The sequence below is a fragment of the Nocardioides sp. AN3 genome (assembly GCF_054653495.1).
Window position 1 is genome coordinate 233,849 of the sequence record NZ_BAAIGC010000006.1, and the last position, 14,555, is coordinate 248,403.

General features: G+C 71.1%; 16 protein-coding genes. 8 read left to right on the forward strand and 8 right to left on the reverse strand.

Going from position 1 to position 14,555, the window contains the following annotated elements:
• Positions 1–91: 91 nt before the first annotated feature.
• A complete protein-coding gene (locus ACYQ1K_RS09915; protein WP_459982706.1) occupies positions 92–1,039 on the forward strand; it encodes a type IV toxin-antitoxin system AbiEi family antitoxin domain-containing protein in 948 nt (315 codons plus the stop codon).
• A gap of 142 nt (positions 1,040–1,181) precedes the next feature.
• Here the strand turns inward: ACYQ1K_RS09915 and ACYQ1K_RS09920 are convergent, their stop codons facing one another.
• Entirely contained in the window at positions 1,182–2,132 is a 951-nt protein-coding gene (locus tag ACYQ1K_RS09920) for a thiamine-phosphate kinase (RefSeq protein ID WP_459982708.1), read from the reverse strand.
• Between the two features lie 146 nt (positions 2,133–2,278).
• On the opposite strand from ACYQ1K_RS09920, the gene ACYQ1K_RS09925 reads away from it, so the two are divergent.
• Genes ACYQ1K_RS09925 through ACYQ1K_RS09935 form a run of 3 tightly spaced genes read left to right on the forward strand, consistent with a single transcriptional unit; the run spans position 2,279 to position 3,995 of the window.
• On the forward strand, positions 2,279–2,515 hold the full coding sequence (locus ACYQ1K_RS09925; RefSeq protein WP_459982709.1) for an Lrp/AsnC family transcriptional regulator: 237 nt from the start codon (positions 2,279–2,281) through the stop codon (positions 2,513–2,515).
• 32 nt (positions 2,516–2,547) lie between these two features.
• Entirely contained in the window at positions 2,548–3,015 is a 468-nt protein-coding gene (locus ACYQ1K_RS09930; RefSeq protein ID WP_459982772.1) for a DUF3515 domain-containing protein, read from the forward strand.
• Between the two features lie 26 nt (positions 3,016–3,041).
• Positions 3,042–3,995 (forward strand): D-alanine--D-alanine ligase family protein, encoded by a 954-nt coding sequence (locus ACYQ1K_RS09935; RefSeq protein ID WP_459982711.1) that lies wholly within the window; start codon positions 3,042–3,044, stop codon positions 3,993–3,995.
• A 6-nt stretch (positions 3,996–4,001) separates the two neighbouring features.
• Here the strand turns inward: ACYQ1K_RS09935 and ACYQ1K_RS09940 are convergent, their stop codons facing one another.
• Together ACYQ1K_RS09940 and ACYQ1K_RS09945 are read right to left on the reverse strand one after the other, a co-directional pair.
• Positions 4,002–5,081, reverse strand: coding sequence for a D-alanine--D-alanine ligase family protein (locus ACYQ1K_RS09940; RefSeq protein WP_459982714.1), 1,080 nt, complete (start codon positions 5,079–5,081; stop codon positions 4,002–4,004).
• 11 nt (positions 5,082–5,092) lie between these two features.
• Positions 5,093–6,463 carry a UDP-N-acetylmuramoyl-tripeptide--D-alanyl-D-alanine ligase gene (locus ACYQ1K_RS09945; RefSeq protein WP_459982716.1) on the reverse strand — a complete coding sequence of 457 codons (1,371 nt, stop codon included), beginning with the start codon at positions 6,461–6,463 and terminating at the stop codon, positions 5,093–5,095.
• 99 nt (positions 6,464–6,562) lie between these two features.
• Here ACYQ1K_RS09945 and ACYQ1K_RS09950 point away from each other — a divergent pair, with 99 nt between their 5' ends.
• Positions 6,563–7,639, forward strand: coding sequence for a trans-sulfuration enzyme family protein (locus ACYQ1K_RS09950; RefSeq protein ID WP_459982717.1), 1,077 nt, complete (start codon positions 6,563–6,565; stop codon positions 7,637–7,639).
• Between the two features lie 71 nt (positions 7,640–7,710).
• On the opposite strand, the gene ACYQ1K_RS09955 is transcribed toward ACYQ1K_RS09950, so the two are convergent.
• Entirely contained in the window at positions 7,711–8,730 is a 1,020-nt protein-coding gene (locus ACYQ1K_RS09955) for an NAD(P)H-dependent glycerol-3-phosphate dehydrogenase (RefSeq protein WP_459982719.1), read from the reverse strand.
• Positions 8,727–9,485, reverse strand: coding sequence for a lysophospholipid acyltransferase family protein (locus tag ACYQ1K_RS09960; RefSeq protein WP_459982721.1), 759 nt, complete (start codon positions 9,483–9,485; stop codon positions 8,727–8,729). Before ACYQ1K_RS09960 ends, ACYQ1K_RS09955 begins: the two co-directional genes overlap by 4 nt.
• A gap of 66 nt (positions 9,486–9,551) precedes the next feature.
• Between ACYQ1K_RS09960 and cofC the strand changes: the two genes are divergently transcribed.
• The gene (gene cofC, locus ACYQ1K_RS09965) at positions 9,552–10,187 is read left to right on the forward strand and encodes a 2-phospho-L-lactate guanylyltransferase (RefSeq protein ID WP_459982722.1); all 636 of its coding nucleotides are present in this window, start codon (positions 9,552–9,554) and stop codon (positions 10,185–10,187) included.
• A gap of 90 nt (positions 10,188–10,277) precedes the next feature.
• On the opposite strand, the gene ACYQ1K_RS09970 is transcribed toward cofC, so the two are convergent.
• From ACYQ1K_RS09970 to leuC, 3 genes are all read right to left on the reverse strand, one after another.
• Positions 10,278–10,868 (reverse strand): HU family DNA-binding protein, encoded by a 591-nt coding sequence (locus ACYQ1K_RS09970; protein WP_459982724.1) that lies wholly within the window; start codon positions 10,866–10,868, stop codon positions 10,278–10,280.
• Positions 10,869–11,049: 181 nt separating this feature from the next.
• Positions 11,050–11,643 carry a 3-isopropylmalate dehydratase small subunit gene (gene leuD, locus ACYQ1K_RS09975; protein WP_459982726.1) on the reverse strand — a complete coding sequence of 198 codons (594 nt, stop codon included), beginning with the start codon at positions 11,641–11,643 and terminating at the stop codon, positions 11,050–11,052.
• Between the two features lie 17 nt (positions 11,644–11,660).
• The gene (leuC, locus tag ACYQ1K_RS09980; protein WP_459982727.1) at positions 11,661–13,079 is read right to left on the reverse strand and encodes a 3-isopropylmalate dehydratase large subunit; all 1,419 of its coding nucleotides are present in this window, start codon (positions 13,077–13,079) and stop codon (positions 11,661–11,663) included.
• Positions 13,080–13,178: 99 nt separating this feature from the next.
• Between leuC and ACYQ1K_RS09985 the strand changes: the two genes are divergently transcribed.
• On the forward strand, positions 13,179–13,898 hold the full coding sequence (locus ACYQ1K_RS09985) for an IclR family transcriptional regulator (RefSeq protein WP_091123107.1): 720 nt from the start codon (positions 13,179–13,181) through the stop codon (positions 13,896–13,898).
• Between the two features lie 103 nt (positions 13,899–14,001).
• Entirely contained in the window at positions 14,002–14,544 is a 543-nt protein-coding gene (locus ACYQ1K_RS09990; protein ID WP_459982729.1) for an NUDIX domain-containing protein, read from the forward strand.
• Positions 14,545–14,555 lie beyond the last annotated feature (11 nt).

The window sequence follows — 14,555 nt, forward strand, 5'->3', positions numbered from 1 at the left end:
TGCGGTGCACACCCACCGCGGCTGACGACCTTGTGCACACCTCGTTCGCGCCGCTCGAGGTCTGCGGGACAGCGACGTGGATGCTGCGCTCATGGACATCGATCCGCTGCGCACCATCGCCGAGCGTGAGGGCTTCTTCACTCGACAGGACGCGAAGGCGGCAGGCTACGCGGACCGCGAGATCACGCGGATGGTGCGCGCCACTCGCTGGCATCGGGTCCGGCGCGGAGCCTATGTGTTCGCCGACGTCTGGGCGACCCTCTCTGACGTCAAGCGCCATCGCGTCCGGTCAAACGCCGTCCTTCGCGCCCTCGGTGGAGCGGTTGCCTTGAGCCACGTGTCGGGTGCGATCCGGCACGACGTCGATGTCTGGGGCATCGACCTGTCGCGTGTGCACGTGACGAGACTGGACGCAGGCGCGGGCCGCATCGAGGGCGACGTCATCCATCACGAAGGCTTCTGGCTCGACGACGATGTCGTGGAAGTCGACGGCCAGCGCGTGCTTCGACCCGAGAGGTGCGTGCTCGAAGCCGGCTCCCGGACCAGCGGCGAGAAGGCGCTGTGCCTGATGGAGGCCGGAATGCGCGCTGGTCGCTTCGACCGGGAGGGGCTCGACAAGGCGTACGCCGTCATGCGTCACTGGCCCTTCGCGCGCCACCTCGCGACGCCGCTCGAGTTGGCGGATCCCCGGTCAGGATCGGTCGGCGAATCTCGCGGGAACTGGTTCTTTCACCGTGCGGGTCTCCCGATGCCGATGTCGCAGCACGAGATCCGACGCGCCGACGGCTCCATCGCAGGCACCACGGACTGGTGGTGGGCGGAGCAGCAGGTCATGGGCGAGTTCGACGGCAGGGTCAAGTACGGCCGGCTCCTCAAGCCCGGTCAAGACCCCGGTGACGTCGTCTTCGAAGAGAAGCGCCGGGAGGACGAGCTCCGAGAGATCACCGGGGCGAGAATGCTCAGGCTCATCTGGACGGACTACGACTCGCCGGCAGCCACCCGCGCACGACTCGAGCGGATACTCGGGCGCGCCAGCTAGGCGACGCCGTCCGACCTGGGCGTCCCCCGGCCGCTGCATGTTCGTCGAGGTATGCAGGCGAACGGTCACTTCCCCGGCGGAACTCCACGTGGGCAGTGACCATTCGTCTGCATACCTCGACGAACATGCAGCCCGGCCCGCCTCAGAAGTGGGTCCACCCGGCGGGGCCGGCGTACGGCTCTCCATCGACCGTGACCCCGGCCCCGTCGGAGACCGTGCCGATGACCCGCCAGCCGTCGGGCAGGGAGACGCGGGCCGGGAAGGTCGCGAGCAGGGCGTGGTCGTCGCCCCCCGTGAGCGCGAAGGAGACCGGGTCGGCGTTGAGCGCGGCGGCGACGGCCTCGAACGGCTCGGGGATCTCGAGGGCGGCCGAGGTGACGTCGATCGCCACACCTGAGGCCGCGGCCAGGTGGGTGGCCTCGGCCAGCAGGCCGTCGGAGACGTCGACCATGGCGGTCGCGCCGGCAGCGGCAGCGGCGGGGCCGGCGTCGTACGGCGGCTCCGGCCGCTGGTAGGCGGCGACCACCGCCCGGGGAGACCGGAACCCGCGGCCGAGGACCGCGAGTCCCGCGGCGGCCCAACCCTGACGGCCCGCCAGGGCGAGCACATCGCCCGCGCGGGCCCCGGACCGCAGCACGGGCGCCTGCGCCACCGAGCCCAGGACGGTCACCGAGACGACGATCTCGTCGGCACGGGTCACATCGCCGCCGACCACGCTGGCGCCGAGGAGCGAGCACTCCTCGGCGAACCCCTCCGCGAACTCGAGGACCCACCGGACCGGCAGGTCCGCCGGTGCCGCGAGCCCGACGGTGAGCGAGTGCGCCCGACCGCCCATGGCGTTGACGTCAGACAGGTTCTGCGCGGCGGCGCGGTGTCCGACGTCTGCCGCGGACGCCCAGTCGCGACGGAAGTGCCGTCCCTCGACGATCAGGTCGGTCGAGACGACGACATGGCCGTTGCGGATGCGGAGCAGCGCCGCGTCGTCTCCGGGCCCGACGAGCACCTGCTCGCCCTGCGGGAAGCGCTTCGTCAGCTCCGCGATCAGCCCGAACTCACCGATGTCCGCCAGCGTCTGGTCCACCACGGCCCCCATCCCAGCATGCCGGGATCGTCGAGCTCACGATGGACACGGCTATGGACACCGGACGCCCTCACGATAGGTTGGCCGACGGACTTCAAAGCCCTAGGAAGTCCAGGTAGTCCCCGTAGTCCAGGTAGCCCAGTAGCAGGGAGAGCAGCATGGTCGTCCAGGCCTACATCCTGATCCAGACCGACGTCGGCAAGGCCGCCGACGTCGCCGCCCAGATCGCCAAGATCAAGGGCGTCACCTTGGCCGAGGACGTCACCGGTCCCTACGACGTGATCGTGCGCGCCGAGGCCCGCAACGTCGACGAGCTGGGCAAGCTGGTCGTGGCCAAGGTCCAGACGCTCGACGGCATCACTCGCACCCTGACCTGCCCGGTCGTCCACATCTGAGCGTGCGTCGTCGGCTGCGCCCCGTGCCGCTCATGGCACGGGGCGCAGCCGCGTCCGCGCTTCTCGCGTCGTTGGCGGCCTGTGGCAGCGGCCCGGCCCGGATCACTCCGCCACGGGACACGGACCGGGCGGCCTGCGACGCGCTCGCCCTCCGGCTGCCCCACCGCCTCGCCGACCTCGAGCCCGTCGCCTTCACCCCGAAGGACTCCGACGGAGGCGCGTGGGGCGACCCGCCCATCACGCTCACCTGCGGAGCCGGCGTTCCCGGCGGGTTCGGTCCCACCTCCAGCTGCATCGTCGTGAACGGGGTCGACTGGTTCGCCCCCGACAAGGAGACGAACGACAACGGCTCCGACATCACCCTGACGACCGTGACGCTCAAGCCACGCGTCGCGTTGTTCGTGCCGGCGAGGTATCGCGGCGACGTCGTCGAAGCCGCGCTCGTCGACCTGGCGGACCCGCTCAAGAAGACACTGACAGTGGGCGCGCGCTGCCAGTGACGCCACCGGTGTGGAAGCCTAGGCGCATGAACGACTTCGACGGGCCGATCGCCGTCATCGCTGGCGGGCTGAGCCACGAGCGCGACGTCTCGTTGGCGAGCGGACGCAACCTGGTCCGCGAGCTGCGGGCCATCGGCGTCGAGGTGACGGCCTACGACTTCGACCGCAACCTCCTGCACCACCTCGAGCAGGACAAGGTCGTCGCCGCCGTGCCGGCGCTGCACGGCCAGTTCGGCGAGGACGGCGAGATCCAGACGCTGCTCGAGCTCATCGGCCTGCCGTACGTCGGCTCCCCGTCGCGCGCATGCCGGGTGGCCTACGACAAGGGCACCGCCCGCGAGCTGCTCCGCCGTGCGGACATCCCCGTGCCCGACAGCGTGGGGCTCTCGGCCCAGACCTTCCGCGACATCGGGGCGAACGCGCTGATGGAGCACGTGATGGAACGGCTCGGAGCGCGGGTCGTCGTGAAGCCGACCCGTGGCGGCTCCGCGCTCGGCGTCACCGGCGTCGACGGGCTGGCCGAGCTGCCCTCGGCGCTGGTCGGCACCTACGCCTACTACGACGAGGCGCTCATCGAGCGGTTCTACCCCGGCGCGAACGTGTCCGTCGTCGTGCGCGAGACCGACGACGGCCTCATCGCCCTCACGCCGATCGAGATCGACTTCGTGAAGGGCCACGAGTTCGACTTCTCGGCGCGCTACACGGCTGAGTTCGTCGGCCTGCAGCCGCTCGAGCTGGGCCCGGAGGTCATCGAGGCCCTCAGGCAGGCCGCTGTCCGCGCGCACGAGGTCCTCGGGCTGCGGGATCTCTCGCGCTCCGACTTCATCGTCGACGCCGACGGCTCGTTCGTCATCCTCGAGACCGCCATCACGCCCGGCACGACGGAGACTTCCGTCGTCCCCTTCGCCTGTGCCGCGTCCGGGACGAGCCTAGGCCAGCTCGCGAAGGACCTCATCGCACGCGCCCTCGCGCGAGGCTGACATCCCTCACCTCAAACCCAGGGGGCGCTCCAGCGCGAGCTGGATGAGCTCGTCGATCAGCTCGGTGTAGGACAGCCCGGTCGCCTCCCACATCTTGGGATACATCGAGATGGGGGTGAACCCGGGCATCGTGTTGATCTCGTTGAGGATCACCTCGCCGTCTGGCGTCACGAACACGTCGACGCGCGAGATCCCCTCGGCGCCGACAGCCTCGAACGCCTCCACTGCCAGCTCCCGCACGCGCTGCGAGACCTCCTCGGGCAGGTCAGCCGGCGCGTCGGTGCGTGCCTGGGAGTCGGAGAGGTACTTCGCCTCGAAGTCGTAGAACTCCGCAGCGCCGTGGTCGACGACGATCTCGCCCGGCACCGAGGCGCGCGGCGGACCACCGGCGCGGCCCCCGAGCACCGCGCACTCGATCTCCCGTCCCTCGATGCCCTCCTCGACGATGACCTTCGGGTCGTGGAAGCGCGCCTCGTCGATGGCGTCCGCGAGACCGGTCACGTCGTCGACCCGGGTGACGCCGAGGGAGGAGCCGGCGCGCGCCGGCTTCACGAAGAGGGGGAACTTCAGCTCGCTCTGGATCCGCTCGACCACCTCGGCGCCCCGCTGCTCCCAGTCGCGGGGCTTGACGACGACGTAGGGGCCGACGGGAAGGCCGTGGCCGGCGAAGACGAGCTTCATGTAGTGCTTGTCCATGCCGACCGCAGAGGCCAGCACGCCAGCACCGACGTACCTCACCCCGGCGAGCTCGAGCAGCCCCTGGATGGTGCCGTCCTCACCGTAGGGGCCGTGCAGCAGCGGGAAGACGACGTCGACCTCGCCGACCTCGCCCAGGCTGGCCACCTCGCGGCCGGACTCCGTGGTGACCTCGGGAAGCCTTCCGGAGGCGAGCTCCCAGCGGGCCGCGTCCCCGGAGGCGAGCACCCATCGGCCCTCACGGGTGATGCCGACCGGGAGGACGTCGTACTTGTCCCTGTCGATCGCCCTCATCACGCCTGCGGCCGTCGCCGCCGAGATCGCGTGCTCGCCGGAGCGACCACCGAAGACGAGGGCGACCCGGACCTTGCGGGGCGGGGTGTCGGTCATGGGATTCGACCTTACTGAAGGGCCGAGGCGACCTCGAAAAGGCGCGCCCCGTTGGACGCCTTGAAGAGAACTGCGTCACCTTCGCCGACGTGGTCGCGGATCCAGGCGAGCGCCGCCTCGTTGTCGGCGACCAGCACGCTGCGCTCCCCCGCGCCGGCGTGGATGCCGCGCGCCGCCTCACCGACGACCAGCACCCGATCGACGCCCATGTCGCGAGCGTAGGAGCCGACGGCGCGGTGCGCGTCCTGGGCCGTCTCGCCGAGCTCGAGCATGACGCCGAGGACGGCTGTCGTCCGTCGCACCTGCGGGTCCTGCCCGATGGCTGCCAGCGCGTCGAGCGCCGCACGCATGGACTCGGGGTTGGCGTTGTAGGCGTCGTTGAGGACGATCACGCCGCCGGGGAGCTCGTGGAGCTCCATCCGCCACTGCGACAGCGTGGTGACGCCCGACAGGGCCTCACTGATCTCTGGGGGCGCGAGGCCTGCCGCGAGCGCCGCGGCGGCGGCGGCGGCGGCGTTGAGGGCCTGGTGGGCACCGACGACCTGGAGCCGCACCGGGATGGCGCCGTACGCCGTCGCGAGCACGAACTCCGGGCGCCCGAGACGATCGAGCGTCAGGTCCTCGACCCGCACGTCCGCCTGCGGCACGTCACCGAAGGTCACCACCGTCCCACTGGTGAGGGCCGCCATCGCCGCCACGCGGTCGTCGCCCGCATTGAGGACCGCCGTGCCGGTCGGCGGCAGAGCCTGGACGAGCTCGCCCTTGGCCTGCGCGATCGCCTCCCGCGAGCCGAACTCGCCCAGGTGGGCGCTGCCGACATTGAGCACGATCGAGATGTCGGGGCGCACGAGACCCGTCAGCTCGGCGATGTGGCCCTTCCCTCGGGCGCCCAGCTCGAGGACCAGGAAGCGGGTGTCCGGCTCGACGCGCAAGGCGGTCAGCGGCATCCCGAGCTCGTTGTTGAACGAACCCTGGGTGGCCACCGTCGGTGCGGCATGCGCGAGCACGCTGCCGAGCAGGTCCTTGGTGGACGTCTTGCCCTGCGACCCCGTGAGCCCGATGACGGTGAGCCGGCCGGCGCGGCGGACCTCGGCGACGACGTACGCCGCCAGCTGCTGCAGGGCGCGGCGCGTGTCCGGCACGACGACCGTCGGCAGCGCCGTCGGACGGCTGCCGAGCACGGCGACCGCGCCGGACTCGCCAGCCTGTGCGGCATGCTCGTGGCCGTCGGTCCGCTCGCCCACGAACGCCACGAACAGGCTGCCGTGGCGGGCCTGGCGACCGTCGAGGACGACCGGTCCGTCGACGATGACCGGCGCCGTCTGTCCGACGACCTCGCCGCCGACGACCTCGGCGATCTGGGCCAGCGTCAGGGGGATCACCGGGCCGCCCCACGCGTCGCTCCGCGCATCGTTGCACGGGTCGTGCGGCGGGCGGTGCCGAGCAACTGGCTCATGGCCTCTGACCCTAGTCTGTGGGTCATGGCCGATCAGTCGTTGCCCACCACCCTGCGTCCCGCGACGGTGGCGATCCACACCGGACGCCCGCCGCACGAGCCGGACCAGCCGCTCAACGTGCCGATCACGATGGCCTCGACCTACGTCGGCGGGGGCGAGAAGGAGTACGGCCGCTACACCAACGACGCGTGGGTCGCCTTCGAGGACACCCTCGGGGCACTGGAGGGCGGGAAGGCGCTGTCGTTCGCCAGCGGCCAGGCCGCGACCGCGGTCCTCCTCGACCTGGTCGGCGACGACAGCGTGGTCGTGGCGGGTCAGTCCTACCTCGGCACCGTCGGCCAGCTCGCCGACCGCGAGTCGCGGGGGCGCATCAAGACTCGCCTGGTCGACGTCAGCGACACCGAGGCCGTCGTGCGGGCCCTCGACGAGGACACCGCCCTGCTGTGGCTGGAGTCGCCGACGAACCCGGGCATGGAGCTCGCCGACCTGCCGACGCTGATCGCGGCGGCCCACGACGTCGGGGCGCGCGTCGTCGTCGACAACACCTTCGCCACCCCGATCCTCCAGCGCCCCCTCCACCTGGGCGCCGACATCGTGCTGCACTCGGCAACGAAGTTCCTCGCCGGCCACTCCGACGTCGTCATGGGCGCCGTCGTCGTGGCTGACCCGGCACTGTGGGACGTGCTCAAGGGGCGGCGCGACCTGTACGGCGCCATCCCCGGCCCCTTCGAGGCGTGGCTGGCGCTGCGGGGGCTGCGCACCTTGGCACTGCGGATCGAGCGTGCCTCCTCCAACGCCGCCGAGCTCGCGCGTCGGCTCGAGGCGCACCCCGCTGTCACGCAGGTGCGCTATCCCGGCCTGGGCGCGATGGTGTCGATCGTGTTGGCCTCGGCCGAGCAGGCCGAGTCCCTCACGCACGGCACGCTGCTGTGGGTGCACGCGACCTCTCTCGGCGGCGTGGAGTCGACCTTCGAGCGGCGTCGCCGCTGGAAGGGCGAGGCGCGCGAGGTGCCCGACGGCCTGGTGCGTCTCTCCGTCGGCATTGAGGACGTCGAGGACCTGTGGGTCGACCTCGAGGACGCGCTCAGCCGCCTCGGCTGAGCTCCGAGTCGGTGTGACTTCGCGCCGACTCGGGCCTCTCAGCAGCCTGCAAAGAGACCCCGCGTCGGCTCTCAGTCCGTCTCGGCCTTGGTCGGCCGACCCAGCACCGAGTCCATCATCTCCGCGGCGGTCATCCGGCCGGCGACGACGTCGTCGACGTACTGCGCCACAGGCGCGTCCACGTCGTGCCGTGCGGCGAGCTCGCGCAGCGAGTGGCAGGACTTCGCTCCCTCGGCGACCTGCCGGGTCTGGGCGACGATGTCGCTGACGGACATCCCGCGTCCGAGCTTCTCGCCGAAGGTGCGGTTGCGCGACAGCGGCGAGGAGCAGGTGGCGACCAGGTCGCCCAGGCCGGCCAGGCCCATGAGCGTCAGCGGGTTGGCGCCGAGCTTCGTGGCGAGCCTGGCCGTCTCGGCGAGCCCGCGCGTGATGACCGAGGACCGGGTGTTGTCGCCGAACCCGAGTCCGGCGGCCATGCCCGTCGCGATGCCGACGACGTTCTTGTAGGCGCCACCGATCTCGCAGCCGATCACGTCGGTCGAGGTGTAGGGCCGGAACGCCGGGCTGTGGACGCGCGTCTGCAGCATGCGCGCGACGTCTTCCTCGGCACACGCGACGACGCCGGCGGCCGGCTCACGACGCACGATCTCCGGCGAGAGGTTGGGACCGCTGATGACGGCGATCCGGTCGGGGCCGGCGCCGGTCACCTCGGCGATGACCTGGCTCATCCGCTCGAGAGTGCCCAGCTCGACACCCTTCATCAAGGAGACCAGCACCGCGCCTGCGGGCAGGGACGGCGCCCACTCGACGAGGTTGCCCCGCAGGGTCTGCGACGGAGCGGCGAGCACGACGATGTCGGCGCCGTGCACGGCCTTGTCCACGTCGTGGGTGGCCGAGATCGTCGGAGGAAGCTGCACGCCCGGGTGGTACTCAGGGTTCTCGTGCTGGGAGTTGATCGCGTCGGCGACCTCCTCGCGGCGGGCCCAGATGGTGACCTCGTTGCCGGCGTCGGCGAGCACGACCGAGAAGGCGGTGCCCCACGAGCCTGCGCCGAAGACGGCGACGCGTCCCGTCGTGGGAGCGGCCGTCACTTCTTGCGCTTCTTGTTCGGGTTGCCGGTCGAGCTCACGCCGGCCTTGCGCGGGTCGAACAGCTCGGCGGGACGCGGCTCGCCGCGGACCTCGGCGACGAGGTCGACGATGGCGTCCATGATGCGGTGCGTGGCCTCGGCCACGACCTTCGTCGTCGGCTCCTGAGTCAGCAGGTCGGAGAGGTCGACCGGCTCACCGACCTTCATCCTCACGGTCTTGCGCGGGAACGGATGCGGCCTCGTCGAGTAGGCAGGCAGCAGCTCCTGGGCGCCCCACTGCCCGACAGGGACGACCGGAGCGCCGGTGGCCAGGGCGATCCGAGCGGCGCCGGACTTGCCGACCATGGGCCAACCGGCCGGGTCCTTCGTGATCGACCCCTCCACGTAGACGACCACCAGCTCTCCGGCCTTGACCGCCGCGACCGCCTCGTCGAACGCGCGTGCACCCGCCGTCGAGCGCTCCACCGGGATCTGCCCGGCCGCGCGCAGGAACGCGGCGAACCACTTGTTCTTGAACAGGCCCGCCTTGGCCAGGTAGCGCGACTGCCGTCCGTAGTCCCAGGTGATGTGGGCCGCCGTCAGCGGGTCGATGTGGGAGACATGGTTGAGCGCGAGGATGCAGCCACCGGTCTCGGGGATGTTGTCGGCACCCTCCCACCGCTGCTTGGTGGTGGCGAGGAGGACGGGCTTGATGACCGGCACCGCAATCCACCAGGCCCAGCCGCGCTTCTGCTTCAGCTTCCGGAACTTGCCCACGAGGATGGAGGCTACCGGTCCCCCACCCGGATCGACGGCATCCGTCACCTGGGAAGATCACGGTTGATGCCCGTGCACGCCACCCACGCGATCCTCCTGCCGGTGAAGCCGCCCGCCCGCGGGAAGTCGCGGCTCGCCGACGTCGCGGATCCGGTGCGACGGCGGCTGGCCGAGGCGTTCGCGCTCGACACGGCCGCGGCGTGCCTCGCCGCGACCTGCGTCGGGGCCGTGCTGGTCGTGACCGACGATGCGGGGTTCTCCCACGAGCTGACGGCACTGGGGTGCGTCGCGATCCCGGACGGCGTGTCCGACGACCTCAACGGCACGTTGGTGCAGGCCGCCGCGGAGGCCGCCCGGCGCTGGCCCGAGCTCACGCCCGTCGCGCTCACGGGTGACCTGCCGGCCTTGCGACCGGACGACCTTGACGCGGCACTGGCGTCGGTGCCGGGGGGAAGCCCGGCGTACGTCGCCGATGCGGACGGCATCGGCACCACGCTCTACACGGCCGGCGCCGCGCAGTTCACCCCGCGCTTCGGAAGCGGCTCCCGGGCCGCGCACCAGGAGGCCGGTGCCATCCCCGTCGAAGGCGACCTGGCGACGTTGCGACGCGATGTCGACGCCCTGGACGACCTGCGCCAGGCGATCGCCCTCGGTGTCGGCCCGAGGACTGCCGCCGTCGTCGCCGACGCCCGTCTGTCCTGAGCCCTGCCGCTGCCCTGGGGCTCTTCTCCGGTCCTGAGACGGCGAGCGGGCCGCCCCGCGAGGGACGGCCCGCTGTCGGGACGGGACGACTCAGGCCTTCTTGGCGGCCCTCTTCGTCGTCGTCTTGGCCGGGGCAGCCTTCTTCGTCGCCGCGGCCTTCGCCGGAGCAGCCTTCTTGGTCGCCGCGGCCTTCGCCGGAGCAGCCTTCTTGGTCGCCGCAGCCTTCGCCGGAGCAGCCTTCGTCGTCGTCTTCTTCGCCGGAGCCGACTTGACCGTCGTGGTCTTGCTGGCGGCAGCGGCCTCCTTCGTCGACGTAGCGGGGCCGGCGGCCACCTTTGCCGGAGCCGCCTTCGTCGCGGGCGCCTGCTTGCCCAACGAGGGCAGGGTGAGCTTCGGCAGCTTCTTCACGCCGGAGACGACGTTCTTCAGGTCCGCGCCGGCGCTGAACTTCGGGACGAACGTCTTCTTCGTCTTGATCTGCTCACCGGTCTGGGGGTTGCGGACCATCCGAGCCGGCCGAAGCCTCTTCTCGAACGACCCGAAGCCGGTGATGGCGACCTTCTCACCCCGCGCCACTTCGCGGGTGATGGTGTCGAGCACTGACTCGAGCGCGTGAGCGGCGGCCTTCTTGTTGCCGTCGAACCGCGCCGCCAGCGCGTCGATGAGCTGAGACTTGTTCACGATCGACCCTTCTCTACGACCCGAGAGCCGGGCCCACGCCCGACCTCCTAGGTCGCACGCTAATCACGCAAGCCCGACTTCGATACCACCGAAGGCGTGTCGATGCCGAAATCCTCGCAGGAATGCGCGAAGTGCCGGCTTCCACTGGGGAAACCGGCACTTCGCGGGCAGCGGCCGAGGATCAGAGGGTCGCAGGCTTCCAGGAGGGCCGGGAGGCCTCGTAGGACGCGATGTCGTCCTCGTGGGACAAGGTGATGCCGATGTCGTCGAGCCCCTCGAGCAGACGCCAGCGGGTGTAGTCGTCGATGTCGAAGGAGTCCTCGACGGCACCGTCCGGCGTGGACACGGTCTTGGCCTCCAGGTCGACGGTGATCTCGCCGCCCGGGCTGTCCTCGAGGTAGTCCCACAGCCGCTGCACGACCTTCTCGTCGACGAGGGCCGTGACGAGACCGGCCTTGCCGGAGTTGCCGCGGAAGATGTCGCCGAAGCGGCTGGAGATGACGGCCTTGAAGCCGTAGTTTTGCAACGCCCAGACGGCGTGCTCGCGAGAGGATCCCGTGCCGAAGTCCGGACCGGCGACCAGCACGGTGCCGGCGCTGTAGGCCGGGTTGTTGAGCACGAAGTCTGGGTCGTTGCGCCAGGCGGCGAACAGCCCGTCCTCGAAGCCGGATCGCGTGACCCGCTTGAGGTAGACGGCCGGGATGATCTGGTCGGTGTCGACGTTGCTGCGCTTCAGCGGCACGCCGACGCCGGTGTGCGAGGTGAACTTGTCCATCGTGATGTCCTCCGGGATCAGGCGTCGGCGCCGACGGGCTCGAGGTCGGCCGGCGAGGAGAGGGTGCCGCGGACCGCGGTCGCAGCGGCGACCTGGGGCGAGACCAGGTGGGTGCGACCGCCCTTGCCCTGGCGTCCTTCGAAGTTGCGGTTCGACGTCGAGGCCGAGCGCTCGCCCGGCTCGAGGGTGTCGGGGTTCATGCCCAGGCACATCGAGCAGCCGGCGCCGCGCCACTCGGCGCCCGCCTCCTTGAAGATGACGTCGAGGCCCTCGTCCTGGGCCTGCAGGCGCACCTTGACCGAGCCCGGCACCACGAGCAGGCGGGTGTCGGCGTCGACCTTGCGGCCCTGCAGGATGCCGGCCGCGACCCGAAGGTCCTCAATGCGACCGTTGGTGCACGAGCCGATGAAGACCGTGTCCACCTTGATGTCGCGCAGCGGCGTGCCGGCCTCGAGACCCATGTAGGTCAGGGCCTTCTCGGCGGCGACGCGGTCCTGCTCGTTGTCGAAGTCCGACGGGCTCGGCACCGTCGCACCCAGCGGCGCGCCCTGGCCCGGGTTGGTGCCCCAGGTGACGAACGGAGTGATCTGGGAGGCGTCGAGCACGATCTCCTTGTCGAAGCTGGCGTCCTCGTCGGTGACGAGGGTCTTCCAGTGCGCGACAGCAGCGTCCCAGTCGGCACCGGTCGGCGCCTCGGGGCGGCCCTCGATGTAGTCGAAGGTGGTCTGGTCCGGCGCAATCAGGCCCGCCTTGGCGCCCCACTCGATCGACATGTTGCAGATCGTCATGCGGGCCTCCATGGAGAGCTCGCGGATCGCCTGCCCGCGATACTCCACGATGTAGCCCTGACCGCCACCCGTGCCGGTCTGCGTGATCAGCGTGAGGATGAGGTCCTTGGCGCTGACGCCGTCGGGCAGCGAGCCGTTGACGGTGACGGCCATGGTCTTCGGCTTGGCCTGCGGCAGCGTCTGCGTGGCCAGCACGTGCTCGACCTCGGAGGTGCCGATGCCGAAGGCGATCGCGCCGAACGCCCCGTGCGTGCTGGTGTGCGAGTCGCCGCAGACGATCGTCATGCCCGGCTGGGTGAGGCCCAGCTGCGGACCGACGACGTGCACGATGCCCTGGTTCTCGTCGCCGAGCGGGTGCAGACGGACGCCGAACTCGCCGGCGTTCTTGCGCAGCGTCTCGACCTGCGTGCGGCTGACCGGGTCCGCGATCGGCTTGTCCCAGTCGAGGGTCGGGACGTTGTGGTCCTCGGTCGCCAGCGTCAGGTCCGGGCGGCGTACAGGTCGACCTGCCAGCCGAAGGCCGTCGAAGGCCTGGGGGCTGGTGACCTCGTGGATGAGGTGAAGATCGATGTAGAGCAGGTCCGGCTCCCCCTCGGTCGACCGGACGACATGCTCGTCCCATACCTTCTCCGACAGGGTCCTGCCCATGACGATCTCCTCTGCTCCGCGGTCGTCGACGACCGCCTCCTGGCGTGCCCTCGGCACGATACGCTTGCATCCCAGAAAGTGAGACATTAGTCTTGCAATATGGACAACGGCAGCGGCGTAGGCGTTCTCGACAAGGCGGCTCTGGTGCTGACCGCACTGGAGTCCGGGCCGGCGACGCTGGCGGGCCTCGTCTCCGCGACGGGCCTGGCCCGCCCCACCGCGCACCGCCTCGCCGTGGCCCTCGAGCACCACCGCCTCGTCGCCCGCGACATGCAGGGCCGCTTCGTGCTGGGCCCGCGGCTGGCCGAGCTGTCCGCCGCGGCCGGCGAGGATCGCCTGCTGGCGACCGCCGGTCCCGTGCTCGCGCGCCTGCGTGACATCACGGGCGAGTCGGCCCAGCTCTGGCGCCGGCAGGGCGAGTCCCGCGTCTGCGTCGCAGCCGCCGAGCGTCCCTCCGGGCTGCGCGACACCATCCCGGTCGGATCGCAGCTGACCATGCGGGCCGGCTCGGCCGCGCAGGTGCTGCTCGCCTGGGAGGACCCCGAGCGCATGCACCGCGGTCTGCAGAATGCCGCGTTCTCCGCCGCCGCACTGTCCGGCATCCGCCGGCGTGGCTGGGCGCAGTCGGTCGGCGAGCGCGAGGCCGGCGTCGCATCCGTCTCCGCTCCGGTCCGCTCCCCCGGCGGCAAGGTCATCGCCGCCGTGTCCGTCTCCGGCCCCCTCGAGCGGCTCTCCCGCCAGCCGGGCCGGATGCACGCCCCTGCCGTCCTCGCCGCGGCGGAGCGGCTGTCTGAGTCGCTGCGTCGCGCCGCCGAGTAGCGGCGGGACAGCGATCCGTTCACGGCGAGACGGCCATCAGATCCGAGCATGCGAGGCGACCGGGTCGACTCTCGTGGACGCAGGCTCCTCCTAGGCTGGAGCGGTGACCTGGGAGACAGTGCGAAGTCGACGCGTCTATGAGAACGCGTGGATCAGCGTCCGCGAGGACGACGTACGCCGTCCCGACGGCTCGCCCGGCATCTATGGCGTGCTCGACCTGCAGCACCCCGCTGTCTTCGTCGTGCCGGTCACCGACGACGACCGGGTCGTGCTGGTGCGACAGCATCGCTACACGATCGGCCGAGAGTCGCTCGAGGTGCCCGCGGGAGGGACCGACGGCGAGGACGTGCTGGTCGCCGCGCGGCGGGAGCTGCAGGAGGAGACGGGGTACGACGCGGCCGAGCTGCGGCTGCTGTCGGACGTGTTCTCGCTCAACGGCGTGAGCAACGCCCCCGGGCATGTCGTGCTCGCCACCGGCCTGACCCGCGTCGGCGAGGGTGGTGGCCTGGCCGGCGAGGGCATCACCGGCGTGGAGGAGCTCTCGTGGCCGGACCTGTTCGGGATGCTCGGCTCGGGCCAGATCGACGACGGCGAGACCGCCGCTGCGCTCATGTACGCCGCCGTCGCCCTCGGCCGCGTCCGCTGAGGACGACAACC